The sequence below is a fragment of the Variovorax sp. V93 genome, assembly GCF_041154485.1.
In the GTDB taxonomy this organism is placed as follows: Bacteria; Pseudomonadota; Gammaproteobacteria; order Burkholderiales; family Burkholderiaceae_C; genus Variovorax; species Variovorax beijingensis_A.
On record NZ_AP028669.1, the window covers coordinates 3,228,819 to 3,253,944 of the forward strand.

Here is a 25,126-nt window from a genome sequence, read left to right on the forward strand (position 1 = left end):
GGTCGTGCGGCCTCAGCGCTTCTGGTTCTCGCGCAGCTTCAGGCTGCCCTGGTAGCGCAGCGCGTGCGGATAGTCTTCCTTGCCCCCCGCGTCCTGCGCCATCATCTTCTGCTGGCTGGCCTCGGTCTTGGCCAGCAGCGTCGTCGGCAGGTTGAGAACGCCCTTGATCTGGTCGTACTGCCCCTGCGTGACGCGCCCCGCCGACAGCAGGCGGAACGCGTCGCGCTCGATGTTGAGCAGGAGCGGCTTGTTGTCCGCGAAGTTCTGCGCCTTGGCCAGCAGGTCGCTCCACGACTGCGTGCTGTAGTTGCTCACGTAGTAGTCCTGCCCCGTGGGCCCGGCCAGCACCGCGGTGCAGCCCGGAAGCTCCAGCTGCGTGGTGCTGGTGGCCATGACGAAGGTCTTGCGCTGCTCCATCGCGTCGCCGTAGGCCAGCGTCACGGGAATGGTCCAGGTCGAGGCCGGATAGGCGTTCTGGTTCGGGAACGGCTCCTGGCTGATCGACACGTAGGTGCGGTCGCCCGCGCACTGCGCGTCCACCGTCAGCAGCGGCACGCCGGTCTGGCGGATGAAACTGTCGCCGATGTCCGCCACCTTCTTGCCGCCGCTCGCCTTCTCCAGCGATGTCCACAGCCGCGACGGCGTGGCGTTGCCGAAGGCATAGTCCTTCAGGTAGATCTGCAGGCCCTTCTGCATCGCCTCCTCGCCGATGTAGTTCTGCACCGTCTCCAGCACGTGGCTGCCCTTGTTGTAGACGAAGATCGACGGGCTGATGAAACCGAACGATCCCGCATCGTTGAGGTTGCGCTGCACCGGGACCGCCGTGTCCTTCAGGTCGGCCACGATCACGGTGTGCTTGTCGAGCACATAGTCGGAGAAGCTGTAGTAGTCGGGATGGAATTTGATCGTGGTGCGGCGGTCGAACCAGCGCGCGAACGATTCGTTGAGCCACACGTTGTCCCACCAGTCGAGCGTGACGAGGTCGCCGAACCACTGGTGCGCGATCTCGTGGGTCACCACCGTCACCGAGTACAGCGTGGGCGTGTCGCCCGGCTTGGTCAGCACGCGGTCGGCAAACTCGAAGATGGAGCCCCAGTTCTCCATGCCGCCGAAGCCGGTGTTGGGCTTGTTGTCGTAGCTGTCATTGGCCGCCACGGTGTCGAACTTCTTGAACGGCAGCGCAATGCCGGTGTAGTTGTAGTAGTAGTCCATCGCCACCTTGGTCCACTCCATCGCGAAGGTGGCCCAGGTGGAGCGCCCCGGCGGCGTGAACCAGCGCAGCGGCATCTCGCTGCCGTCGAGCGGGCTCTTGAAGGTGTCCGACAGAACGTCGAACTTGCCGCCGCCGAAGAAGGCGAGGTACATCGGCATCGAAGGCGTCTTCTCGAACGACACCTGCTGGTAGCCGTCGGGCAGCTTGACGGCCGACTTCTGCGCGGCGTTCGACACCGTCTGCCAGTCGCCCGGCACCTCGGCGGAGATCTCGAAGCTGTGGCGGAAGGCCGGCTCGTCCCAGCCCGGGAACCACTGCCGCGCATAGTTGGTTTCGCCCTGCGTCACGATCGCGTCGCTGCTCACGCCCTCGGGCGTGGAAAGGCCCACCTTGAAGACGCCGGTCGCGGCCGAGCAGAACGGATTGCGGGCCATCTCCTCGGGCGGGCAGTATTCCGCGTCGGAGAACTGGATCTTGCCGTCCCACTCCATGTGCAGCAGGTATTTGCCCTTGGCGATCTGCCCGTCGTTGCGCCGCAGCTGCACGAAGTCACCCAGGGTCTGCGGCGTGGGCACCAGCGCGATCACTTCCGAAGGATTCGACAGCTTGCGCAAGGTGGTGCGGCCGTTCGCGAACTTGAGGTTGTGCGCGGCAACCACGATGGCATCGACCGGCTTGAGCACTTCGATCTCCACGTCGCCGCGCCCCACGAAGGTCTTCAGCGCCGCATCGGGCCTGAACCACAGCTTGTAGTTGACGGGCCAGACGGTGTCGGGCAGCTCCATGGGTTTCACCGAGCGGTCGATCGCCGCCAGGCTCGACTCCTGCGATGAAGGCGCGCCGTCCTCGGGTGCCTTGGCGGGATCCTCCGCGCCGGCCGTGAGCGACGACAATGCGCCCATGCCGGCGCCGCCAAAGGATGCGCCGCCGCCGCTGTCTCCGCCGCCGCATGCCGTCAAGGCGGCAAGCATCACGGCGGAGAGAGCCAGGTGATGAACGACGGGTGTATTCAGTTTTTTCATGATCGCCTCTGGGTACTCTGGGTAAGGAACATGCGCAGCACTGCGGACGCCAGCGGATAGCCGGCGCTGCACATGGCACGCGGGATGAGATGAAAAGCCAACCGTGGAAAACGGCGGGCGGCACGGCGCCCTCCCGTCGAACACCAGGTTCGTCAGGAACGCACGCTCAAGCCGGATCGCACCGCTCGGGGTTCGGCGGCCCCAGGATGCGCGGAGTGACCGGAGCCATTTCCGTCAAGGCACGGCGATGGAAGATGTGCGGGCGCGGATGGTGGCGCGTGGAAGCGGGCTCAGTGCCCGTGCATCGATGCGGCGCCCTGCCGCGCCGAAGAAAGAATGGCCGGTGCCGGAACGGCAGCGGCAGGCCTGCAAGCGGCTCTTGTCTTTGTTTTCACGCGCATTCCCTCGTCCGTTGAAGTGCGCACAGTTGTAGCTGATCGAATCTGGCAGCTCAACGACCCGCGGAACTTTTCTCTCTCAAAATGTTCGCGCGCCATAAGCCGAATGGCGTCATGGCCCGCGCCGCAGGCCTTGCGATACGAAGATGGTTCTGCGCCCGCGGCATCGGCTCGCATGATCCGCAAGCACAGGGACCGTTCGCTGTGACACAGCGGCCACAGTACGAAGGTTCCAGCGCGCGCCGCCGCTACGAAAGCTGTGAACCAGAGACTGCAGCCACGCGCTGCGCGCGTTCGCGCCACCACAACAGCAGTCCGCAGGCGAACACCACCGCCTGCGTGCCGATGAGCAGCGCAAAGCCCGCGAAGAAGCCCGCCGCCGACGAAAACGCGGTGACGGCCGCGCCCGCGCCGCCATGCGACACCGCACTGATCACGCCGCCCATCAGCGCCGGCATGAAGGCCGCCACCAGGCTGCCTGCGCCGTTCGTCACGCCGAAGGCGCTGGCCGTGTGCTCGGGCCGCGAGCAATGCTGCACCGTGCTCGGAATGGCCGGGCTCTGCAGGCCCCAGAAGAAATTGGCCGCCACCAGGCAGCTCGCGGCCGCGTACGGATCGCGTGCATTGATGGCCATGAGCACCGACAGCGCCACGCCCGCGCTCGCACCCATGAAGATGAACGGCACGCGGTCGCGCCCGAGCCTGTCGATCAGCACGCCGCCCACGAACACCGCAAGCACCGTGGCGTACTGCGGCGCCGACGCGATCCAGCCCATCTCGCGCAGCGAGAAGCCGCGCGCCTCGCGCAGGTAGGTCGGCAGCCAGTTGCTGCTGCCCCAGAGATAGGCCAGCGCCGCCGAAGTGAGCAGCGTGATGACGAACAGGTTGCGCGTGTGCAGCGCACCCCGCACGATGCCGCCCACGCGCGCCATTGCCTCGCCAAGCGAGGACGGCCTGGCCCCGCCTTCATGCCCCGCCGGCATGCGCACGAAGGCCAGCACCAGCGGAATGCCGAGTGCGATGTTGAGCACGCCCAGCACATGGAACGAGCTGTCCCACGCGAAGCGCGTGAGCAGGTAGCCCACCAGCGGATAGCCCACCGCCAGCCCCAGCCCCGTGCCCATGTTCACGAGCGCGTGGGGCTTGCCGTTCTCGTCGCTCTTGAAGTGCGCCTTGATATAGGACGACGCGAGCGAGAACAGCGGCCCCTCCGACACGCCCAGCAGCACGCGCGAGGCCAGCAGGAGGCCGTAGCTGTCGAACATGGGCGAGGCCCAGGTCACCACGCCCCAAAGGACCAGGCCGTAGACCAGGCTGCGGCGCACGCCGAACAAGGCTGAGCAGAACGGCGTGAGCACGAAGGCCGACACGCCGTAGCCCAGCATGAAGGCCGTGGCCAGGAAGCCCTGGCTCACGCGGTCGGACGCCGCCACGCCCACGTGCTCCAGGAACGCGGCATCGGTGATCAGCACCGCGATGTTGATGCGGTCCACGTAGGAGATCGCGACGATCACGAACAGCGTGACGACGCCGTACCAACGAAAGTGTCTGCTCTGCATGGCCTGTGCCTCTCCTGCGTGGGTGGTGCTGGCGCGTTGCGCGCCTAGAACATGTGCCGCATGCCGAACTCGGTACCGCTCGACGCGCGGTTCGGCGCCGTGATCGCACCCGAGAGCGCCTGCGTCGCGCCGTTCCTGTTGCTGATGCGCGCCACCGTCGCATACAGCGCCGTGCGCCTGGACAGGTTGTGCACGTAGCCGATGGCCAGCTTCGACGAGGTCGGCTGCAGTGCCGCATTGGCGGGCGCCAGCTTGTAGCGTGCATACGAGGCCTTGATCTCGCCCGGCCCGACGGGCAGGTGGAAGCCGATCAGCGCGCCCTTGGCGTCGGTGCTGCCCTTCGATTCCTTGTACAGCTCGCTGGTGAGCTTGAGGTTCATGAGCGAGGGCCCGAAGGTATAGGCCGCACCCAGGTTGGTCACGCGCAGGTCGCCGAGCACATAGCGCGTGCGGCCGGTCGCAATGGCAATGTTGAGTCCGCCGTCCTGGTAGCCGAAGCGCGCGCCGGTGTGTTCGCCGTCGTGCCTGTTCGACACCCGCGCGCCCGGCAGCAGCGCGTTCGAATCGTTCTCGCCCATCGCATACATCACCTGCCCGTAGAAACCGCCGAGGTTGGCCGGCAGGAAGTAGCCGATGCTGTTCGAGGCGCGCGTGCCGGTCGGCGCGACCAGGCCGCCCAGGCCCGAGAAATAGATCTGGTTGGCGCCGATGCCGCCGCCCGTGCCGAAGGGATCGAAGATGGCCGTGTTCCAGAACGCCGGCACATAGTCGCGGCCCAGGCGCACTTCGCCGAACGGGCCCGCCAGGCTCACCGTCGAGCGGCGGTTGAAGCTCAGCACGCCCGCCGGGCCGTTGCCGCTGGCCTGGTTGTTCGAGTTCGAGGGAAAGCCCGTGCCGCTGTCGTTCTGCAGGCCCATCTCGAGCCAGAAGTTGGCCGAGTACCCGCCGCCCAGGTCCTCCGTGCCGCGAAAGCCGAGGCGGCTGAACATGTTGCCGCTGTTGGTCAGCTGCGCCTTGCGGGCCGATCCGTCGCCGCTGCCGCGTGTGTAGGTGACGGCCGCGTCGACCACGCCGAAGAGCGTGAGGGAAGATTGGGCCAGCGCTGCGCCAGCCGCGCTGGCCGCAGCCAGCGCGATCAAGTACTTTTTCATTGGATTTTCGGGTTGGTTTTTCTCTGGCCTGCGGCCTCAGATGTCGAGCACCAGCCGCTCGCCCTTGCAGCGAGAGACGCAGATCATCATGGTCTTGTTGGACGCACGTTCGATCTTGGTGAGGATGCCGTCGTGGTGGTCGATCTCGCCTTCGAGCACGGCTGTCTCGCAGGCGCCGCAGACGCCCTCCTTGCAGCTGTGGTCAGGGTTCAGGCCGGCATCGATCAGGCTGTCGAGGATCGACTTGCCGGGCGGCACCTCGACACTCCGGCCGCTCTTCGCGCACTCGACCACGCAGCCCTGCGAGGCGCTCGGCGCCTCCACGTGCACCGCGGCAAAGCGCTCGATGTGCGCATGGGCGTAGCCCAGCTTCTCGCAGCTCTTCTCGAAGGCATCGAGCATCGGCGTGGGGCCGCAGCAGTAGTAGTGGCAGGCGGCGCCCTTGCCGCCCAGCAGCGCGGCGAGGTCGGGCGGCGCGCCCTTTTCGTCGTCGAAGTGCCAGGTGAGCGGCACAGCGTGCTCACGCGCCAGGGCCTCGATCGCGTCGCAGAAAGCCGCCTCCTTGCGGGTGCGCGCACAGTAGACGAGTTCCACCGGCTTGGCCGCGGCCACGAGCCGCTGCAGCATGCACCAGATGGGCGTCACGCCGATGCCGCCGGCCACCAGCACCGAATGGTCCGCGCCCTCTTCGAGCTTGAAGTTGTTGCGCGGCGCCGAGATCGGCAGCGTCATGCCCACGCGCAGCTGCTGGTGCACATAGCGCGAGCCGCCGCGGCTCTTGCGGTCGTTGAGCACGCCGACCACGTAGCGCTGGCGGTCGGTCGGCGGGTTGCACAGCGAGTAGCTGCGCACCAGGCCGTTGGGCAGGTGCAGGTCGATGTGGGAGCCGGCCTCGAAAGCGGGAAAGTCCGTGTCCGGCGAAGCCGGCCGGAACTCGACGCTGATGATGCCGTCGGCCTCGTAGCGCATCGTGTGCACCAGGGCGTTCAGCGTGGGGGAAGACATGGCAAGGCTTTCTATGGATCAGGCCGCGGCCGCTTCCGCGAGCTGGGCTTGCGCGAGATTGCGCATGTGGCGGCGCAGCCGCACGATGCCCAGGTCGTGCTGGTACAGGTTCTCGTGCTGGTTGGCGTCGGGCTCCATCTCTTCGAGCATCACCCGGTCCTGCTCGAGCACGTGCCAGTGGCGCGCCTCGAGGCGGTTCTTGTACAGGAAGCGCCAGGTGTCGCGCTCCCAGCCCGGCGGCAGCTTGCGCACGCGCCAGAAGAAGGTGGCCGTCATGCCCTTCACGATCGGCGAGAAGGCGCCGATGATGATGAAATTGCCGCCGGGGCCGCCGGTCTTCGGATACGGAATTTCCAGCCGCATCCAGTGGATGCCGGTGTCGGCCCATTCGGTCCAGTCGAAGTTGACGTTGCGCTGGCCCTCCTTCTCGAACACGAAGCCGGTGTCGGTCTGGCGGATGCCGAACTTGGCCGACGAATCGCCCTCGGCCATCGAATGCGACTGCTTGTGCAGGTAGGTGCCGTGCATCGGGTCCATCACGTTGTCGAGCACGTAGCGGTAGTCGCCCTTCCACTCGGTGTAGCAGAGAAAGCTGCTGTACTCGGCGTCATCGGTCAGCTGCTCGGGCAGCACGAGCGGCGGCGGCACGTCGACCGGCTCCTTCGAGTTGTAGAGAAACACGGCGCCCGCGCGCTCCTGCACATGGAAGTGCCGCGTGGCCTGCGAGCCTTCGAGCTTGCAGCCCGGGCTGCCGGGCACGCGCGTGACGACGCCGTCATGCCGCACTTCCACGCCGTGATACGGGCACGAGAGCCGGTCGCCCAGCACCACGCCCTGCGACAGCGGCGCGCCGCGGTGCGGGCAGCGGTCTTCCAGCGCATGCAGCACGCCTTCGCCGTCGCGCCACAGCGCGATCTTGCGGCCCAGGCGGCGCAGCGAGACGGGGTTCTCCTTGATGAAGTGGGAGGGGCAGATCGGGTACCAGAGATCCTTCAGGCCGATCTCGAGCAGGTGGTCGACCGGGTCTGCGGCAACGGGGGTGATGGCGATGGTCATGGTGTGATGCTCCTCAGGCGGCCAGCGTGGCCATTTCCTTGCGGTACAGCGCCTCGGTCCAGGGCTGGCCGCCGGGCGTGGCCAGGCCGCTGTCGTTCAGGCGCTGCACCAGGCCGGGCAGGTCGTGGATGCCGTCGGCAAAGGCACGCTCGATCACGTCGCCCAGCAGGTCTTCATAGGTGGTCGCGGGGCGCTGGCGCGCCTGGTGCGGTTGCAGGTAGCGGTCTTGTTGCATGGTTGCCTCCGTGGGGTGAGGTGGATGTGAATCAGGCGGTGGCAGCGGCGGGGGCACCCAGCGGCACGGCCCAGGCGTCGTAGCCGTAGACCCAGTCGGCGTTGCCGCCTTCGCGCAGCCAGTTGTTGCCGCGCGAGCCGAGCTGAACCTGGCCGGCGCGTTCGATGCGGGCTTTTTCGTAGCCCTTCAGCGCAGCGGCCGCGTCGGCCATTGCCACGCCTTCGAGGTGGCGCGACAGCACCACGGCATCCTCGATCGCCATGCCCGCGCCCTGCGCCATGAATGGCAGCATCGGGTGCGCGGCATCGCCGAGCAGGGCCATGCGGCCCGCGGTCCAGGCCGGCATCGGGTCGCGCTCGTACAGCGCGGTCTTCAGCACCGTGTCGCAGGCGTCGAGCAGGGCCCGTGCCTCCGGGTGGTAGTCCGCGTATTGCTCCCGCAGCTCGTCGACACTGCCGGGCGCGGTCCAGGATTCGAGGTGCCAGCTGTCCTGCGGCGTGGTCGCGAAGATGAAGATGTCCCTGCCGCGGTTGAGCGGGAACGTCACGATCTGGCTCTGCGGATTCGGGCCCCACCACTTGGTGAAGGCGCCGAGGTTCGGCACGCCAGCCACGCGCTCGGCGGGCACCACGGCGCGGTAGGCGACGATGCCGGTGAAGCGCGGGCTCTCGGCACCGAACATCGCGCTGCGCACGCAGGAGTGGATGCCGTCGGCGCCGAGCAGCGCGCCGACGCGGGCTGTCGTACCGTCAGCAAACGACAGGCTCACACCATTCCGATCGGCGGCGATCTTCTCGGCGCGCTTGCCGAGAGCAACGTGCTCCATCGGGAACATGTCGGCCAGCGCCGCCAGCAGGTCGGCGCGGTGGATGGTGAGCTGGGGTGCGCCGTAGCGCTGCTCCGCCGAGTCGGCCATCTCCAGGCGCGAGGTTTCCTCGCCGGTGTCGTAGGTGCGGCTGATGCGGTGCGAGGGACGTGCCGCCGTCACGCGGGCCGCCTCGCCCACGCCGAGGCCATCGAGCGCGCGCACGGCGTTGGGCGTGAGGTTGATGTCGGCGCCGACGCGGGCGAACTGCTTCGCCTGCTCGAACACGGCCACGTCGTGGCCCGCGCGCCGCAGCGCGATGGCCGCCACGAGGCCGCCGATGCCCGCGCCGACGATGCCGATGGTGGATTCGCTTGTCTTCATGGGTGTCTCCCCTTTTTGTTGTTTGCGGCTCATTCGGCCACGATGTTGCGGGCCTTGATGATCCGGGCCCACACGGCCGTCTCGTCGCGGATATGCGCGGCAAATGCGGCCGGCTTCATGGCCGCGTCGGTCATGCCCTGCGCCTTGAGGCGTTCGCGCACGTCGGGCTGGGCCAGCATCTCGGCGGCATCCTTCGCGAGCTGCTCGACCACCGCGGGCGGCGTGCCCCTGGGTGCCAGCAGGCCATACCACGAGGTCACGGCCACGCCCTGGATGCCCTGCTCCGCCAGCGTCGGAATGTCGGGCGCGGCGGGGCTGCGCGCGGCCTCGGTCACGCCCAGTGCCACCAGCTTGCCGTTCTTGATGAAGGGCATGGTCGCGGGCAGGTTGCTGAACATCAGCGGCACCGCGCCGCCGAGCACGTCGTTGAGCGCGGGGGCGGTGCCCTTGTAGGGCACGTGCAGCATCTCGATGCCGGCCTGCTGCTTGAACAGCTCGCCCGCCAGGTGCAGGCCGCTGCCCACGCCGGGCGAGGCGTACGAGAGCGAATCGGGCTTGGCCTTGGCCCGCGCCACCAGTTCCTTCGCGCTCTTGATGCCCGACGAGGGCGAAGCCACCAGCACGTTGGGCGCCTTGGCCAGCATGGTGACGGGCACGAAGTCCTTCTCGATGTCGAACGGGAAGTTCGGCATCAAGGTGGGGTTGATCGTGAGGTTGCCTGCGGGCACCACAAGCAGCGTGTGGCCGTCGCCCTTGGCGCGCTTGACCTTGTCGATGCCGATGTTGCCGGCCGCGCCGACCAGGTTCTCGACCACCGCGGCCTGGCCGTAGCGCTTGGCGAGCCCGTCCGAGAGCACGCGCGCCAGCGTGTCGACCGGCCCGCCGGGCGGGAACGGCGAGACGATGGTGAAGCGATCGCTCGAGAGCTGCTTCTGCGCGTCGCCCTGGGCCTGCACGGGCGAAGCGATGACGAAGGCCGACAGCGCGGCGAACACGAGGGAAAGGGAAAGACGTCGTTGCATGATGGTGGTTATCGGGGTCACTTTTTCTCTGTCAGGAAAGCGCCTTTCGGGCCTTCCGCGTTCTTCTGCCGGCGCGTGTTGCCGTCGAGCCCGCCATCGACCGCCCATTCGGCAAACACCGTGGGCCCCGGCTCGAACTCGCGCGGCTGCCAGTCGGCCGTGAGCTGGTCTTCGTCCGCGTAGTACTCGATCAGGCCGCCGGCCGGATTCTTGAAGTACCAGAAGTAGGCCGACGACACCGGATGCCGCCCCGGGCCCAGCTGCGTTTCCCAGCCGCAGCGCGAAAAGTGCAGGCCGCCGCCGAACACCTCGTGGATGTCGCGCACGGTGAAAGCGACGTGGTTGAGCCCGCGCTTGCCCGAAGGGATCTGCAGCAGGAACAGGTCGTGGTGGCCACCCTCCGGCGCGCAGCGCATGAACGCGCCGCGGTTCGGATAGCTGTCGGACGACACGAAGCCGAAGCGCTGCGCATAGAACGCGCTCGTGCCCTTCACGTCGCTCACGAAGAACACGACGTGGCCGACCTCGATCGGCGTGGCGCGTTCGTAGATCGGCGCGGGCTGGTTGACGCGCGGCTTGGCGTTCCAGGTGTTCATCGCACCGCAGTCGACCTCGACCGCATGCTTGCGGCTGACCTGCAGGCGCACGGCGAGGCCGTTGGGGTCGATGCAGCCGATGCGGCGCGCGCCGTCGACGGTGCCGTCGAAGAAGGCCGGGTCATGGGCGATGGCGGCAGCGTAGCGGTCGAGGTCCGCTTCGCTTTGCACGCCCCACACCACTTCGCGCAGCGTCGGGCCCTCTTCCATCGCGCTCGGCAGGCCCGCCTTGTCCAACGCCGCGACGACCACCTTGCAGCCGTTGAGGCATTCGAAGACGAGTTCGTCCGCCGCTTCGGACCTGAGCGCGAGGCCCCAGTCCTCGAAGAAGCGGCGGCAGGTGGGCAGGTCGTCCGCCCCGTAGGTGATCTGGTCGATGCCAAGTACGCTCATGTCAGTGCCCAGGGCAGAGGTTGTTCGTTGGTGCCCCAGTACATGCTCTTCTGCTCCATGTACTGGAAGATGCCTTCGCGGCCCTTCTCGCGGCCCAGGCCGCTGTCGCGCCAGCCGCCGAACGGCGTGGAGACCGAGAACTGCTTGTAGGTGTTGACCCAGACCGTGCCGGCCTGCACCGCGCGGCCGAGCTTCCAGGCGCGCTTGAAGTCGCGGCTCCAGACGCCCGCGGCCAGCGCGTAGACGCTGTCGTTGGCCTGCGCGATCAGCGACTCCTCGTCGTCGAAAGGCATCGCGACCAGCACCGGGCCGAAGATTTCTTCCTGGCTGGTGCGCGCGCTGTTGTCCAGGCCTTCGATGATGGTCGGCCGGTAGAAGTAGCCCCTGTCGTAGTCGCCGCCATGCGGCCGCACGCCCCCGGTGCGGATGCGCCCGCCCTCGGACACGCCCAGCTCCACATAGCGCTCGATGCCCTCGCGGTGCTTCGCGGTGATGAGCGGGCCCATCTGCGTGCGCTCCGAGGCCGGATCGCCCACGCGCAAGGCATTGGCGCCTTCGGCCAGCCGCGTCAGGAACTCGTCGTAGATGCCGCGCGCCACGAAAAGCCGCGAGCCCGCGATGCACGATTCGCCCGACGAGCTGAAGATGCCGTAGAGCACGCCGTTCACCGCATGGTCGAGGTCGGCGTCGTCGAGCACCATGGTGGGCGACTTGCCGCCCAGCTCCAGCGACACCGGCATCATCTTGTCGGCCGCGATGTGCGCGATGTGCTTGCCGGTGGTGGTGCCGCCGGTGAACGACACGCGCTTGACCAGCGGGTGCTGGGTGATCACATCGCCGATGACCGAGCCCTTGCCCGGCAGCACGCTGACGATGCCCTTGGGCACGCCGGCCTGCTCGCAGATGCGCGCGAGCTCCAGCGCCATCAGCGGCGTGACCTCGGCGGGTTTGACGACCACCGCATTGCCGGCCGCCAGCGCGGGCGCCAGCTTCTGCGCCTCGCTCGCGATCGGCGAGTTCCACGGCGTGATCGCGGCGACCACGCCCATGGGCTCGTGCACGCTCATCGTGACAAAGGCGCCGCGCGACGGGGTGATGGTTTCTTCGAGCGTTTCGAGCGCAGCCGCGAAGAACTGGAAGGTGCCCGCCGCGCTGGCCACGAGGTTGCGCGTTTCGTTGATCGGCTTGCCGTTGTCCAGGCGCTGCTTCTGCGCGAGCGATTCGCTCTCTTCGCGGATCAGCTGCGCCACGCGGTGCAGCACCGCGGCGCGCTCATGCGGCAGGCGCTGGGCCCAGCCGCTGGTGCGGAAGGCATGGTCGGCGCGCGTGATGGCCTCCTCGACGTCGGACAGGCTCGCGGCCCTCAGGCGCGCGATCGGCTCGCCCGTGGCGGGATAGAGGCTCTCGTACACGTCGCCGCCGCCCAGGCGCCATTCACCGGCAATGCAGATCGAAAGAAGTTCGGAAGAAATCATGGGGATGACTCAGATGGCCAGGGCCGCGGCCCGGTTGCGCAGTGCACGCACCGCGCTGTAGACGGTGAGCGCGGAGGTCTTGGGGTTGGCCGCGAGCGGCTTGTTGCGCATGGTCAGCGCGAAGCTGCCGAAGGCACCCTCGGCTTCGACCGTGTGCACGTTCTCGGCAATGGCCGGATCGGCGACGAGCCGCACGAGCGTCCTGTCGAGCCCCAGCCCCGCGAGCGACACGGTGGCCGCGACATTGGCGTTCTTGGGATAGAGCTGCGCCGCTTCGCGTGCGCTGCCTTCGAAGATCACGGTCTCCTGCGTCAGCGCATCGAGGTCGCGGCCCTGCTCGGCCGGCGTGCCCTTCCAGGCCTGCGGCGGCTTGCGGCCCGTGTAGCGCACGCTGTCGAGCCCGCCGATGCGCGCGGCCGCCAGCGCGTCGATGGCACCGATGGCACCCGCGATCAGCTGCACCTGCGTGCGGCCGGCAACCGCGGCGGCCTCGAGCCTTTCAGCGAGGCCCGCAGCCGACAGCGCGCCCACCGAGGCGACGATGCAGGGCGTGCCGCGCGCGAGCGCCGGCAGCACATGCTCCTCGATGGCGGCATGGCCGGCCGTCTCGACCACGAGGTCGATGCCCGTTGCCGGCACGCGGCTTGCGACCGGAACGCCGGGCACCAGCTTCTGCGCGGCGGCCACGCCTTCTTCAGGCACGACGATCGCCACCACCGCCAGGGCCGTGTCGCCCTTGAGCAGTTCGAGCACCGAGGTGCCGATGGCACCGCAGCCGATGAGTGCAACGCGCAGCACGGTCATGCCCTTCACTCCACCGACGCAGCGGCAGCCTTGCCGAGCGCCGGGATCTGGGTCACGGTGTTGGTCGGCGGGCCGGCGAAGGCGCTCTTGAACTCACCGATCGACAGCATGTCGATCTCGAGCAGGAACGGACCTTTCTTTGCCAGCGCCTCGCCGAGCTTCGCCTTCAGCTCGTCGATTCGCTGCACGCGCGCATGCGGCAGGGCCAGCGAGGCGCACAGCATCGCGTAGTCGGGCGTGTGCAGGTCGGCATAGCAGCGCCGGCCGCCATATTGCGCGTCCTGGATGTTCTTGATGACACCGTAGCCCTTGTCGTTCATGAGCACGATCAGCATGTCGGCCTGCTCCTGCACCGCGGTGGCAAGCTCGCCGAGGTTCAGGATGAAGCCGCCGTCGCCCGCCAGGCAGAAGGTCTTGCGGCCTGAGCCCGTCTCGGCCGCACCGATGGCCGCGCCGATGGCCATCGGCATGCCCTGGCCGATGCCGCCGCCCGTCGCGTGCACGCCCGCGCTGGGTTCGAAGATGCGCAGCTCGCGGTTGCCCCAGGTGCTGTTCGACACCGTCACGTCGCGCACCCAGTTGAAGCTGCGGCCGGCTGCGGCCTGTAGTTCCTTCACGAGCGCGGCGTAGGGGCCGAGGCCGTCGGTCAGCGAGGCCACGGCCTGCGCATGCGCGGCGCGCAGCTCGGCGATCAGCTCGGGGTCGGCCCGGTACTTCGCAGCTTCGAGCCGGTCCGCCAGGCCCTCGAGCGCCAGCGCGGAATCGCCGCAGACGAACAGCTCGGTGGCATAGCCGCGGCCTTCGGCGGCCGCGTCGGCATCGATGCGCAGCAGCGGGCGCGGCAGCTTCAGCTCGTACTTGAGCGTCTCGTTGCCGCGCAGGCGCGAACCGACCACCAGCATCGCATCGCAGCGCTGGTAGAGCGCCTCGACGGGCTTGTGGATGTTGTAGGAACCGAGCGAACCCGCATCGTCTTCGGGCACGGTGCCGCGGCCCTGCGTGGTCGTGACCACGCCGAAGCCGAGCTTCTGCAGCCGGCGGATGGCAGCCCCCGCATGGCGCGCGCCGCCGCCGACCCACAGCATCGGGCGCCTGGCGGCAGTCAGGCGCGCCGTCAGCGCATCGATCGCAGCGGCAGAAGGCACGGGCCGCTCGATCGGCAGCGGCGACAGGTCGGCCGGCATGGTCGTGAGCGCGGACTGGATGTCGATCGGGATCTCCACGCTCACCGGGCCGGTGGGCGCCGTCAATGCAAGCTGCACCGCGCGCTTGAGCGTGCCGAGCACGGTCTCGACGCTGCGCACCCGCAGCGCCGCCTTCGACACCGCCTTGAGCATGGTGAGCTGGTCGGGCGCTTCATGGATGTACGACATGCCCTTGTCGAGGTACGGCGTCTCGATCTGGCCCGTGATGTGCAAGAGCGGCGCGCCGGCCGTCAGCGCCTCGACCATGCTGCCCGCGATGTTGCCGGCCGCGGGACCGGTGCTCGTGAGGCACACGCCCAGGCTGGCCGTGGAGCGCGCATAGGCATCGGCCATGTTGCCGGCCCCGGCCTCGCCGCGCGCGGGCACGAAACGGATCGCACCGCGCTGCGCGAAGGCATCGAGGATCGGCATGTTGTGGATCGAGATCACGCCGAACGCCGCCTTGACGCCGCACTGTTCGAGAAAGGCCGCGACGACTGCGCCGACCGTGACCGTGTTGTTGTTGGGGTTATGCATGGCGCGAAAGGCCTCCGGAAATATCGATGTGGCTGCCGGTCGTGTATGACGCGAGCGGTGAAGCAAGAAAAAGAATGGCGCGTGCGGCTTCGCTCGGAAGCCCCAGGCGGCCCAGCGGGATGTGCTTGTCCTGCGCGAGCTGGCCGCTCCATGCGGCCCAGTCCTGCGACGGGTCTTCGCGCGCCTCGAAGCGGCGGCGCCATTGGCCCGACTCGACCAGGCCGATCAGGATGCCGTTCACGCGTACGCCCTGCGGCGCGAACTCGATGGCCATCGAGCGCACGAGGTTCAGCAGGCCGGCGCGCGCGGCCGAGGTGGCGACCATGTGCGGCTCGGGCTGGCGCGCAAGCAGCGAGTTGGCGCAGACGATGGCGGCATCGCCCACCACGGCACGCTGCGCCGCGAGCTGCGGCAGGAAGGCGCGCGTGGGGTTGATGACCGAGAAGAACTTCAGGTGGAGCTCTTCGGTCCAGGCCGCGTCGTCGGTATCGGCAAAGGTGGAGACGCGCCCCTGCCCTGCGTTGTTGACCAGCATCGAGGCCGGGCCGAGCGCGGCCTCGCTGGCGGCCGCAAAGGCGCGCACCGAGTGGCCGTCGAGCACGTCGCAGGACTGCGCGAAGAGCCGCGCGTCCGGGTGCTTTTCGCGCAGGCCGGCCACCGCGCCGTCGAGCCGCCCGGCATTGCGGCCGCACAGCGCCACCGCGGCGCCGCATTCGAGCAGCAGCTCGACCGTGGCCAGGCCGATGCCCGAGGAACCGCCCGTGACCACGGCCACGCGGCCCGCCAGTGCATCGGCGGCAAGGAAGGAAGAAGAAGATGGCTGTGTCATGGCGTGGTTCATGCGCTGCGAAGCGGCACCACTTTTTGCGCGCGGGCAGGCGAGTAGTTCAGGAGGCCCGAAATTTCTTCGGCGGTGGCGCGCACGCGCTGCACCATCTCGTCCATGCGGTTCTCCTCGATGTGGCCCGAGGTGATGGTGGCGCCCAGCGCCGCCACGATGTGGCCGCTGTGGTCGCGCACCGGCGCCGCGATGCTGGAGATGTTCGATTCGAAGAAGCCCTCGCCCAGCACGTAGCCGCGCGTGCGGTCGGCCTGCACCATGTCGAACAGTTCGCTCACGGTCTTGGGCGTGCTCGGCGAGAAGGTTTCGAGCTTGTCCTCGGGGTAGAGCGCGCGCAGCTGCGGCAGCGTGAGGTCTTCGAGCAGCACGCGGCCGAGCACCGTGGCATGGGCCGGCAGGCGCGTGCCCACGGTGACCGAGCTTGCGAACGGCGTGGGCGGTGCCACCTTGGCCACGTAGACGATGGAGCGGCCGTCGCGCACCACCAGGTTGCAGGGCGTGCGCAGCTCGTCGCACAGGCGGTTGAGCAGCGGCGCGCCCAGCTGCGTGAGCTCGAGCGAGGCCAGGTACTCGAAACCCAGGCGCAGCACGGCGAGGCCCAGGCGGTAGTCGCGCCCGCCTTCGGCGCGCTCGAGGAAGCCCATGTTCTCCAGCGTGGTGAGAAGCCGGAACACGGTCGAGCGCGGCAGGTCGAGGCGGCGCGCCAGTTCAGGCGCGGAGAGCGTGCGGCTCTCGCGGCTGAACTCGCACAGCACGCGCAGGCCGCGTTCGAGCGCCGGCACGTTGTAGCGCTCGCCGCCCTCTTCCATTGTCTCGTTGTCGTTGGTGGCCATGGTGGTTCGTTCTTCCCTTTGCTTGTCTTGTGGTGTGTCTTCTGTCAGGCCTGTCAGGCGGCGAGCACTTCGCGCAGCAGTGCGGCAACGGCCTGCGGCTGCTCCACGTAGCTGGCGTGTCCTGCATTGGCGATCGGTTCGAGCGGCACGCCGCAGCGGCGCGCGACTTCGGCGCAGGCCTCTGGCGTGGTGACGGCATCGAGCGTGCCGCAGGCCACGCGCACCGGCATGGCGGGCGGCAGGTCGGCCAGCAGATCGGCGTTGCACAGCAGCTCGACGGCCTGTCGGTAGCCGCCCTCGTTCAGCTGCGCCATGTTCCATTGCACCCACTGGCGCGCGAGCTCGCTGGCGCCGGCGGACACGAGGCGGCCCGCGCGCTTCGCGGCCATGCCGGCGATGCCGAGCTCGTCGAGCGTGGCGAGCCGCTCGGCGCGCACCTTGCGGCGGGCTTCCTCGCGCTGCGGGGCGCCATAGCCGGCCGCGGGGCTGATGAGCACGAGTCGGCGGATGCGCGAAGCCAGCGCCGAATCCTTGCGCGCGGCAGACGCGGCAGTGAGCGCGCCGAGCGAGTGGCCGACCAGCACGCAGGACTGGACGTCGAGCGCATCGAGCAGGCCGTGCAGCCGCTGCGCATAGTCTGCCGCGGAGGGTTGCGCGGCCGAGAGCGGCGTCGATGCGCCATAGCCCGGCGCATCCCACGCGATCACGCGGGCCTGCGGCGCGAGCTGCAAGGCAAGGCCGAGCCACGAGGCTGCACCGGAGCCGATGCCGTGCAGGCAGACGAGGGCCGGGCCCGCGCCGCGTTCGCGCACCGACACCACGGCACCGCCGCCCACCGGCACGGCGCGCGCCGGAAAGCGGGCCTCCAGCAGCGCCAGCTCGGAAGCGGGCAAGGCGGTCAGCACGTCGGTGGCGATGGCGTCGTTCATGGCCTGCTTCTTCTTCAGCGCTTGATCTTCGCGAGCGGATGGTCGGCCGGATAGGTCGGCGTCACGGGCTTCTTCGCGCCGAGCATCACGCACATCAGCGCGTCTTCGTCGCCGATGTTGATCTCTTCGCGGTACACGCCCGGCGGCACCGAGATCAGGTCGCGGTCGGTCATGATGGTTTCGAAGCGCTCGCCGTCCTTCTCGATCACCACCTTGAGCTTGCCGCGGATCAGGAAGAACACTTCCTCCACGTCGGTGTGCAGGTGCGGCGGGCCTTCATGGCCGGCCGGGATCACCATGGTGGAGAAGGTGAAGTGCTCGGCCGGCACGGTGTTGACGTCCTTGGCAACGCCGGTGCCGCCCGTGCCCACGTAGCGCATCTGCGCACGGCGGAACTTGGGATCAAGGTCGGCCTGGAACTTGAGCGCATCCCAGTCGTACTTGCGGGTTTCGTAGCGCGCGATGCGGCTGTTCATCCACTCGGCCAGGCTGCTGCCTTCGGGCTGCGCCAGCGTGCTGCCGGCGGTGTCGGTGATCTTCTGCTGTTCGGACAAATCGCTCATCGTGTTCACTCCATTCGTCGTCGGAAAAATTTGATTCAGTGCATCGCAAAGCCGCCGTTGACGGCGAGCAGCTGGCCCGTCACGAAGCGTGCGAGGCCGGAAAGCAGGTACAGCGTGGCGCCGCAGACGTCGGCGGCCTGCTGCTCGCGCGGGATGGCGCGGCCTTCGAGGTACTTCTGGTGGCGCGCCATCGGCACGTACTCGGTGGCTTCCACCAGCGTGAGGCCGGGCGCCACGGCGTTGACGGTGATGTTGTCGCCGCCCCACTCGCGCGCCAGCGAGCGCGTCATGGCAATGACGGCGCCCTTGCTCGACGCATAGGCCAGCAGGTTGGGCGCGCCCCACAGCGCGGTGTCGGACGCGAGGTTGACCACCGCGCCGCGTCCGCTGGCCGCGAGCGCGGGCCGGCAGGCCCGGCCCATGAGCCAGGTGCCGCGCACGTTGACGTTCATCACGCGGTCCCAGGTGTCGATCTCGAGCTGGTGCGCATCGCGTCCACCCGAATTGGTGATGGCCGCGTTGTTGACGAGGCCGTCGAGCCCGCCGAGCAGGCGGACGGCTTCCGTGGCACAGGCCTCGATCGAAGCCGGATCCGACAGGTCGACGGCCAGCGCGTGCGCCTTGTGGCCGGCATCGCGCAGCGCCCTGGCTTCGCTCTCCGCCAGCTCGCCGAGGATGTCGGCCAGCACCACGCTCGCGCCCGCCGCCGCGATGCACTGCGCAAAGGCAAGCCCCAGCCCGCGCGCGCCGCCGGTCACGAGGATGCGGCGGCCCGCCAGCAGGTTGGCGGGCAGCTCAGCCAGCAGGGCTTGCAGGCTCGAGGGATCGGGAACGGCTTTGAGTTCGGTCATGTGCGTTCAGTCGGCCTGGATGCCGAGCTCCTTGATGACCTTGCCGAAACGCTCGAAGTCCGCGGCGTTGATCTTGCCGAGCACGTCGGCACCGCCACCCACGGGCGTGGTGCCGAGAACGGCCATGCGCGAGACGATGTCGGGCATCTTCAGGATCTCGTTGAAGTGGCCGTTGAGCGTCTTGACGATCTCGGGCGGCAGGTTGCGCGGGCCCCAGAGGCCGTTCCAGGCCGTGACCTCCACGTCCTTGTAGCCGAGTTCCAGCAGCGTCGGCACCTTGGGCGCCAGTGCCGAGCGCTCGCGCGATGCCACCGCGAGCGGCAGCATCTTGCCGTTGGCGAGGTACGGCGCCACCGGGCCCAGCGTGATGAAGGTGGCGGGCACGTGGCCGCCCAGCACGTCGTTGACCGCGGGCGCCACGCCCTTGTAGGGCACGTGCGCGAGGTTCACGCCCGCTGCGCGGTTGAACATCTCGCCCAGGATGTGCATCGGCGAGCCGCTGCCCGGGCTCGCATAGGTCAGCGGCTTGCCGGCCTTGGCCGCTGCCGCCAGGTCCTTCACGCTCGCCAGGCCGCTGGCGCTGCTCGCCACCAGGAACAGCGGCAGGCTGCCGGTCTGCACGATGGGCGTGAAGCCGTTGAGCACGTCGTAGCCTGAGGTGCCGCCCTTCTTGAGCACCAGCTGCGCAATCGAGAAGGTGCTGGGCGCGAGCAGCAGCGTGTAGCCGTCGGGCTGCGCCTTGGAGACATAGGCGCTGCCGATGATGCCACTGGCGCCGGGACGGTTGTCGACCACCACGGGCTGGCCCACGCGCGCCGACAGCTTTTCGGCGAAGAGCCGCGCGAGCGCGTCGGTGTCGCCGCCGGCCGGATAGGCGACAACCAGCGTGATCGGCTTGCTCGGATAGCTGTCGGCCCGGGCGAGCCCGGTGGCGCAGGCGGCGGCCAGGGCGAGCGCGGTTGCAATGGCTTGTCGGCGTGTGGATGGCATGGCGTTCGTGGGTTGATCTGTTTGTTTCACTAATGAAACAGTGATTTATTAATGGAACGAAGCGAAGAATACCGAGTACCAATGGCTTCGTCAATCTAGGTACAAACCCTTGAATCCAAGGCGCGCAGCCCCGGGCGGCCGTGCGGCCCACAGGTGGTTCTCGACGGGTTGTCCGGAGGGCCGCGGGCTCCTGCCCCGCGCGCCGGCCGGTGCTGCTCAACTCACGCGCCGTAGCGCGCGACCGTCAGCCCTTCCATGTCGATGGCGGGGCTTCGGCCGTCGATCAGGTCGGCCATCACGCGGCCGGTGCCGGCTGCCATGGTCCAGCCGAGGGTGCCGTGGCCGGTGCTCAGCATCAGGTTGGGAATGCGCGTGGCGCCGATCACCGGGGTGCCATCGGGCGTCATGGGGCGCAGGCCGGTCCAGAAGGAGGCGTCGCGCACATTGCCGCCCTTTGGAAAGAGGTCGGTCACGACGTGCTCGAGCGTGTCGCGCCGCTTCGCGTCGAGCCGCAGGTCGAAGCCCGAGAGCTGCGCAGTGCCGCCCACGCGGATGCGCTGGCCCAGCCGCGTGACGGCCACCTTGAAGGTCTCGTCCATCACGGTGGATTCGGGCGCGCCGCTGGCGTCGGAGATGGGCACGGTGATCGAGAAGCCCTTGACCGGGTACACCGGCAGGTCGATGCCCAGCGGCTTGACCATGGCCGGCGAGTAGCTGCCGAGCGCCACCACGTAGCGGTCCGCCGTGAAGCGGCCGGCATCGGTGCTCACCGCCGTGACGCCGCCGGCGTCGTGCTCGATGGCCTGGATGGCCGCGCCGAAGCGGAACTTCGCGCCGGCCGCCTCGGCCAGCACCGCCAGCGCCTGCGTGAACTTGAAGCAGTCGCCGGTCTCGTCGCCCGGCAGGCGCAGCCCGCCGACGAACTTGTTCTTCACGGCCGCGAGCGCCGGCTCGTACCGCACGCAGCCTTCGCGGTCGAGCACCTGGTAGGGCACGCCGGAGGCCTCGAGCACTTCCACGTCCTTGGCGATGCCGTCGAGCTGCTTCTGGGTTCGAAAGAGCTGCAGCGTGCCGAGCGCGCGTTCGTCGTAGCGGATGCCGGTGTCGGCGCGCAGCGCCTTCAGGCAGTCGCGGCTGTATTCGGCGAGCCGCACCATGCGGCCCTTGTTGAGTTCATAGCGCGCCTGCGTGCAATTGCACAGCATCGACAGGCCCCAGCGCCACATGGCCGGATCGAGCATGGGCTTGATCACCAGCGGGCTGTGCTGCATGAGCATCCACTTGATGGCCTTGAGCGGCACGCCGGGTCCGGCCCATGGCGCCGAATAGCCGGGCGACACTTCGCCCGCATTGCCGAAGCTGGTTTCGAGCGCGGGCGCGGGCTGCCGCTCGAGCACCGTCACGTCATGGCCGGCGCGCGCCAGATAGTACGCCACCGAGGTACCGATGACACCGCTGCCGAGGATCAGAACCTGCATGAGAGCACTCCCTTGAAACCATGCGCACCGATGGCCCCCAGAGGGTACAGCGTCCGTGCGGCTACAGGCCCAGTGCGTCTTGCAATTGCCGTGCCGTCCAGCGCCGGGGCTGCGCGGGCCATTCCTCGAGCAGCGCGAACATCCTGGCGTTGCGCGGCGCCTCCAGGTCCTGGTCCTGCGCGAGCCGCACGACCTCGCCGCTGAGCGCATCGATCTCGGTGCGGCGCCCGAGCGCCAGGTCGTCGGCCATGCTCGAGCGGGCTTTGGCATCGATGCGCAGCATGCGCGCCGCGACGATGCGAAACAGCCAGTCGGGCAGCCGCAGCACCGCCGACAGCCGCTGCGCCGGCACCGCGGCCACCTGCGCGGGCGCAATGCCGGCGCTGCCCAGCACGCCGAGCGCCTCGTCGATCAGCGCCGCAAAGCAGCGCCGGTAGCCGCGCTGCAGCAGCTCGTCGCGCAGCGGCAGGCCCGACAGCGCATTGACCGGGTTGTTGAGGTTGAGCAGCAGCTTGCCCCACTGCACGGGCAGCAGGTCAGGATAGAGGTCGAGCGGCACGCCGGCCCGCTCGAAGACCGGCAGCCAGGGCCGCAGCGCCGCATCGTCCTGCGCCGCCAGCCGGCCGGCCGTTCCGCGGTGGAAGGCACCGGGTCCGATCTCGGCCACGTTGTAGGGCACCATGCCCGGCAGCACCTGGAGCGTGGGGCCCACGCGCGACGCCGAGGCGCAGTTGGAGATGCCGTTCTGCAGCGAGACCACCAGCGTGCCTGCGGGCAGCGCAAAGGCCAGTTCGGCAGCGGCCTCGGCCGTGGCGCCGCTCTTCACGCACAGCAGCACCAGCGCCGGCACTGCGCCCACGGGCACCTGCTCGCTGAGGCGAAGGCTCGCGGCCGGCAGGCGATGCGTGCCACCTTCCAAGTCGGTGAGCGCCAGGCCGTGTGCCGCCAGGCCCTGCAGCACGCGCGGACGGCCGACGAAGGTCACCGGCACACCGGTCGCCGCCAGGCTGCCGCCCACGAAGCAGCCGATGGTGCCCGCCCCCATCACCAGCACTTCGCCGGGAGGCCGGTCGGGCGCCTCGGCTCGGGCCATCAGGTGCGTTCCGCCACCCAGGCCTGCACCGATTGGAGCGCGGCCGGCAGGCCCGCGGCATCGGTGCCGCCGGCCATGGCCATGTCGGCCTTGCCGCCGCCCTTGCCGCCCACCTGCTGCGCGACGAAGTTGACCAGCTCGCCGGCCTTGACCTTGCCGACCGTGTCGCTCGTCACGCCCGCAGCCACCTGCACCTTGGCGCCATCGACCGCGGCCAGCACGACCACGGCCGTCTTGAGCTTGTCCTTGAGCTTGTCCATGGTGTCGCGCAGCGTCTTGGCGTCGGCGCCGTCGAGCTTGGCGGCGAGCACCTTGATGCCGTTGACGTCCACCGCCTGCGCCACGAGCTCGTCGCCCTTGGACGACGCGAGCTTGCCCTTGAGTGAGCCCACCTCGCGCTCCAGCGCCCTCACCTGCTCCAGCACCTGCGTGAGCCGGCCCTGCAGCTCGGCGGCCGGCGACTTGAGCGTGGCAGCCACGCTCTGCACCGTGGCTTCGAGCTCCTGCAGGTAGCCGAGCGCATTGGCGCCCGTGACGGCTTCGATGCGCCGCACGCCGGCGGCCACGCCGCCTTCGCTCACGATCTTGAACAGGCCGATGTCGCCCGTGCGGCCCACGTGGGTGCCGCCGCAGAGTTCGCGGCTGGTGCCGATGTCGAGCACGCGCACGCTCTCGCCGTATTTCTCGCCGAACAGCATCATGGCGCCGGTCTTCTGGGCCGACTCCATGTCCATCACGCGCGCATGCGTCTCGGTGTTGGCCAGGATCTCGGCGTTCACGCGCTTCTCGATCTCGAGGATCTGGTCGTGCGTGACGGGCGCGTTGTGCGCGAAGTCGAAGCGCGTCTTGTCGGCATCGACCAGCGAGCCCTTCTGCTGCACGTGCGCGCCCAGCACTTCGCGCAGCGCCTTGTGCATCAGGTGCGTGACCGAATGGTTGCGCATGGTGGCGGCGCGGCGCGCGGTGTCGACCGCGGCCTTGACCGTGTCGCCCACCTTGAGCGTGCCCTGGGTCTGCGTGCCGTGGTGGCCGAACACGTCGGCCTTGATCTTCTGCGTGTCGTCCACGCCGAACTGCACGCCCTCGGCCACCAGCACGCCCTGGTCGCCGACCTGGCCGCCGCTTTCCGAATAGAAGGGCGTGGTGTCGAGCACCACGATGCCAGGCTGGCCTTCCTTCAGTTGCTGCACGGCCGCGCCTTCGAAGTACAGCGCCACGACCTTGGCGTTTTCTTCCAGCTTGTCGTAGCCCGTGAAGACGTTGCCCGCGCCGCCGTATTCGACGTTGCGGTCCATCTTGAACTTGCCGGCGGCGCGGCCCGCGGCCTTCTGCTTTTCCATGGCGGCATTGAAGCCGGCCTCGTCGACGCTCACGCCGCGCTCGCGGCACACGTCGGCCGACAGGTCGAGCGGGAAGCCGTAGGTGTCGTGCAGCTTGAAGGCGACCTCGCCCGGCAGCGTCTTCGCACCGCCGGCCAGCGCTGCGTCGAGGATTTCCATGCCGTTGGCCAGGGTCTCGAAGAAGCGTTCTTCCTCGGCCTTGAGCGTTTCGGTGATGCGCTTCTCGTCGGCCACCAGCTTGGGGTAGGCCTCGCCCATGAGCTTGACGAGGTCGGGCACCAGCTTGTGGAAGAAGGGCTTCTTCTGGCCCAGCTTGTAGCCATGGCGGATCGCGCGGCGCACGATGCGGCGCTGCACGTAGCCGCGGCCTTCGTTCGACGGAATGACACCGTCGGCCACCAGGAACGAAGTGGCGCGGATGTGGTCGGCGATCACCTTGAGCGAGTTGTTGCCCAGGTCTTTCTCGCCGGTTTCGCGCGCGGCGGCCTTGATGAGCGCGTCGAAGATGTCGATCTCGTAGTTGCTGTGCACGTGCTGCAGGATCGCGGCCAGGCGCTCCAGGCCCATGCCGGTGTCCACGCAGGGCGCGGGCAGCTTCTTGACCGAGCCGTCGGGCTGCATGTCGAACTGCATGAACACGTTGTTCCAGATCTCGATGTAGCGGTCGCCGTCTTCATCGGGCGAACCAGGCGGGCCGCCGGGGATCTCGGGGCCGTGGTCGTAGAAGATCTCGGAGCACGGCCCGCACGGGCCGGTGTCCGCCATCATCCAGAAGTTGTCGGACATGTAGCGCCCGCCCTTGTTGTCGCCGATGCGCACCACGCGCTCGGGCGGCAGGCCGATTTCCTTGGTCCAGATGTCGTAGGCCTCGTCGTCCTCGATGTAGACCGTGGCCCAGAGCTTTTCGGCTGGCAGCTTGTAGACCTGGGTCAGCAGTTCGAAGGCCCACTTCAGGGAGTCGCGCTTGAAGTAGTCGCCGAAGCTCCAGTTGCCCAGCATCTCGAAGAAGGTGTGGTGGCGCGCGGTGTAGCCCACGTTCTCCAGGTCGTTGTGCTTGCCGCCGGCGCGCAGGCAGGCCTGGACCGAGGCGGCGCGCACGTAGGGGCGCTTGTCTTCGCCCAGGAACACGTCCTTGAACTGCACCATGCCCGAGTTGGTGAACATGAGCGTGGGATCGTTGCCCGGCACCAGCGAGCTGGAGGCCACCACCGTGTGGCCCTTGGAAGCGAAGAAATCGAGAAAGGTCTTGCGGATGTCCGCGACCGTGATTGTGGGCTGGCTCATCTTTGGATTTCGTCTTCTGTCGAGGGCGGCCTGGCGATGGCGACCCTCTCGTCGAAACCACTGCGGCGAACCGACCTGACTGCTT

At 68.6% G+C, this 25,126-nt stretch carries 21 protein-coding genes; all 21 read right to left on the reverse strand.

The window, feature by feature from the left end; translation table 11 throughout:
• Window positions 1-12: 12 nt before the first annotated feature.
• Complete coding sequence (locus tag ACAM54_RS15380) at window positions 13-2,235, reverse strand: M1 family metallopeptidase (RefSeq protein WP_369648124.1); 2,223 nt, start codon at window positions 2,233-2,235, stop codon at window positions 13-15.
• Window positions 2,236-2,881: 646 nt separating this feature from the next.
• Window positions 2,882-4,192: an MFS transporter gene (locus tag ACAM54_RS15385; protein WP_369648125.1), complete on the reverse strand. Its 1,311-nt coding sequence runs from the start codon at window positions 4,190-4,192 to the stop codon at window positions 2,882-2,884.
• 44 nt (window positions 4,193-4,236) lie between these two features.
• On the reverse strand, window positions 4,237-5,343 hold the full coding sequence (locus ACAM54_RS15390; protein WP_369648126.1) for a porin: 1,107 nt from the start codon (window positions 5,341-5,343) through the stop codon (window positions 4,237-4,239).
• 36 nt (window positions 5,344-5,379) lie between these two features.
• Window positions 5,380-6,348, reverse strand: coding sequence for a 2Fe-2S iron-sulfur cluster-binding protein (locus ACAM54_RS15395; RefSeq protein WP_369648127.1), 969 nt, complete (start codon window positions 6,346-6,348; stop codon window positions 5,380-5,382).
• Between the two features lie 18 nt (window positions 6,349-6,366).
• Window positions 6,367-7,404 (reverse strand): aromatic ring-hydroxylating dioxygenase subunit alpha, encoded by a 1,038-nt coding sequence (locus ACAM54_RS15400; RefSeq protein WP_309934498.1) that lies wholly within the window; start codon window positions 7,402-7,404, stop codon window positions 6,367-6,369.
• Window positions 7,405-7,417: 13 nt separating this feature from the next.
• A complete protein-coding gene (locus tag ACAM54_RS15405) occupies window positions 7,418-7,639 on the reverse strand; it encodes a recombinase-like helix-turn-helix domain-containing protein (RefSeq protein WP_012748259.1) in 222 nt (73 codons plus the stop codon).
• A 31-nt stretch (window positions 7,640-7,670) separates the two neighbouring features.
• Complete coding sequence (locus ACAM54_RS15410) at window positions 7,671-8,828, reverse strand: FAD-dependent monooxygenase (RefSeq protein ID WP_369648128.1); 1,158 nt, start codon at window positions 8,826-8,828, stop codon at window positions 7,671-7,673.
• A 29-nt stretch (window positions 8,829-8,857) separates the two neighbouring features.
• Window positions 8,858-9,850, reverse strand: coding sequence for a tripartite tricarboxylate transporter substrate binding protein (locus tag ACAM54_RS15415; RefSeq protein ID WP_309934495.1), 993 nt, complete (start codon window positions 9,848-9,850; stop codon window positions 8,858-8,860).
• A gap of 17 nt (window positions 9,851-9,867) precedes the next feature.
• A complete protein-coding gene (locus ACAM54_RS15420; RefSeq protein ID WP_145744890.1) occupies window positions 9,868-10,839 on the reverse strand; it encodes a VOC family protein in 972 nt (323 codons plus the stop codon).
• Entirely contained in the window at window positions 10,836-12,314 is a 1,479-nt protein-coding gene (locus ACAM54_RS15425) for an aldehyde dehydrogenase (RefSeq protein ID WP_369648129.1), read from the reverse strand. The genes ACAM54_RS15420 and ACAM54_RS15425 overlap by 4 nt, the downstream gene beginning before the upstream one ends.
• 9 nt (window positions 12,315-12,323) lie before the next feature.
• Window positions 12,324-13,118, reverse strand: a complete 795-nt coding sequence (locus tag ACAM54_RS15430) for an aspartate dehydrogenase (RefSeq protein ID WP_145744887.1) — start codon at window positions 13,116-13,118, stop codon at window positions 12,324-12,326.
• Between the two features lie 5 nt (window positions 13,119-13,123).
• Window positions 13,124-14,839: a thiamine pyrophosphate-binding protein gene (locus tag ACAM54_RS15435; RefSeq protein ID WP_369648130.1), complete on the reverse strand. Its 1,716-nt coding sequence runs from the start codon at window positions 14,837-14,839 to the stop codon at window positions 13,124-13,126.
• A complete protein-coding gene (locus ACAM54_RS15440) occupies window positions 14,832-15,668 on the reverse strand; it encodes an SDR family oxidoreductase (RefSeq protein WP_369648131.1) in 837 nt (278 codons plus the stop codon). The genes ACAM54_RS15435 and ACAM54_RS15440 overlap by 8 nt, the downstream gene beginning before the upstream one ends.
• 8 nt (window positions 15,669-15,676) lie before the next feature.
• Window positions 15,677-16,513: an IclR family transcriptional regulator gene (locus tag ACAM54_RS15445; protein WP_369648132.1), complete on the reverse strand. Its 837-nt coding sequence runs from the start codon at window positions 16,511-16,513 to the stop codon at window positions 15,677-15,679.
• Between the two features lie 53 nt (window positions 16,514-16,566).
• Window positions 16,567-17,442, reverse strand: coding sequence for an alpha/beta fold hydrolase (locus ACAM54_RS15450; protein ID WP_369648133.1), 876 nt, complete (start codon window positions 17,440-17,442; stop codon window positions 16,567-16,569).
• Window positions 17,443-17,456: 14 nt separating this feature from the next.
• A complete protein-coding gene (locus ACAM54_RS15455; protein WP_012748269.1) occupies window positions 17,457-18,005 on the reverse strand; it encodes a cupin domain-containing protein in 549 nt (182 codons plus the stop codon).
• Between the two features lie 35 nt (window positions 18,006-18,040).
• On the reverse strand, window positions 18,041-18,856 hold the full coding sequence (locus ACAM54_RS15460) for an SDR family oxidoreductase (RefSeq protein ID WP_369648134.1): 816 nt from the start codon (window positions 18,854-18,856) through the stop codon (window positions 18,041-18,043).
• 6 nt (window positions 18,857-18,862) lie between these two features.
• A complete protein-coding gene (locus ACAM54_RS15465; protein ID WP_369648135.1) occupies window positions 18,863-19,846 on the reverse strand; it encodes a Bug family tripartite tricarboxylate transporter substrate binding protein in 984 nt (327 codons plus the stop codon).
• Between the two features lie 221 nt (window positions 19,847-20,067).
• Window positions 20,068-21,324, reverse strand: coding sequence for a D-amino acid dehydrogenase (locus ACAM54_RS15470; RefSeq protein ID WP_369648136.1), 1,257 nt, complete (start codon window positions 21,322-21,324; stop codon window positions 20,068-20,070).
• 61 nt (window positions 21,325-21,385) lie between these two features.
• The gene (locus tag ACAM54_RS15475; RefSeq protein WP_369648137.1) at window positions 21,386-22,417 is read right to left on the reverse strand and encodes a 2-dehydropantoate 2-reductase; all 1,032 of its coding nucleotides are present in this window, start codon (window positions 22,415-22,417) and stop codon (window positions 21,386-21,388) included.
• Complete coding sequence (gene alaS / locus ACAM54_RS15480) at window positions 22,417-25,041, reverse strand: alanine--tRNA ligase (RefSeq protein WP_209536681.1); 2,625 nt, start codon at window positions 25,039-25,041, stop codon at window positions 22,417-22,419. The genes ACAM54_RS15475 and alaS overlap by 1 nt, the downstream gene beginning before the upstream one ends.
• Window positions 25,042-25,126: the final 85 nt, after the last annotated feature.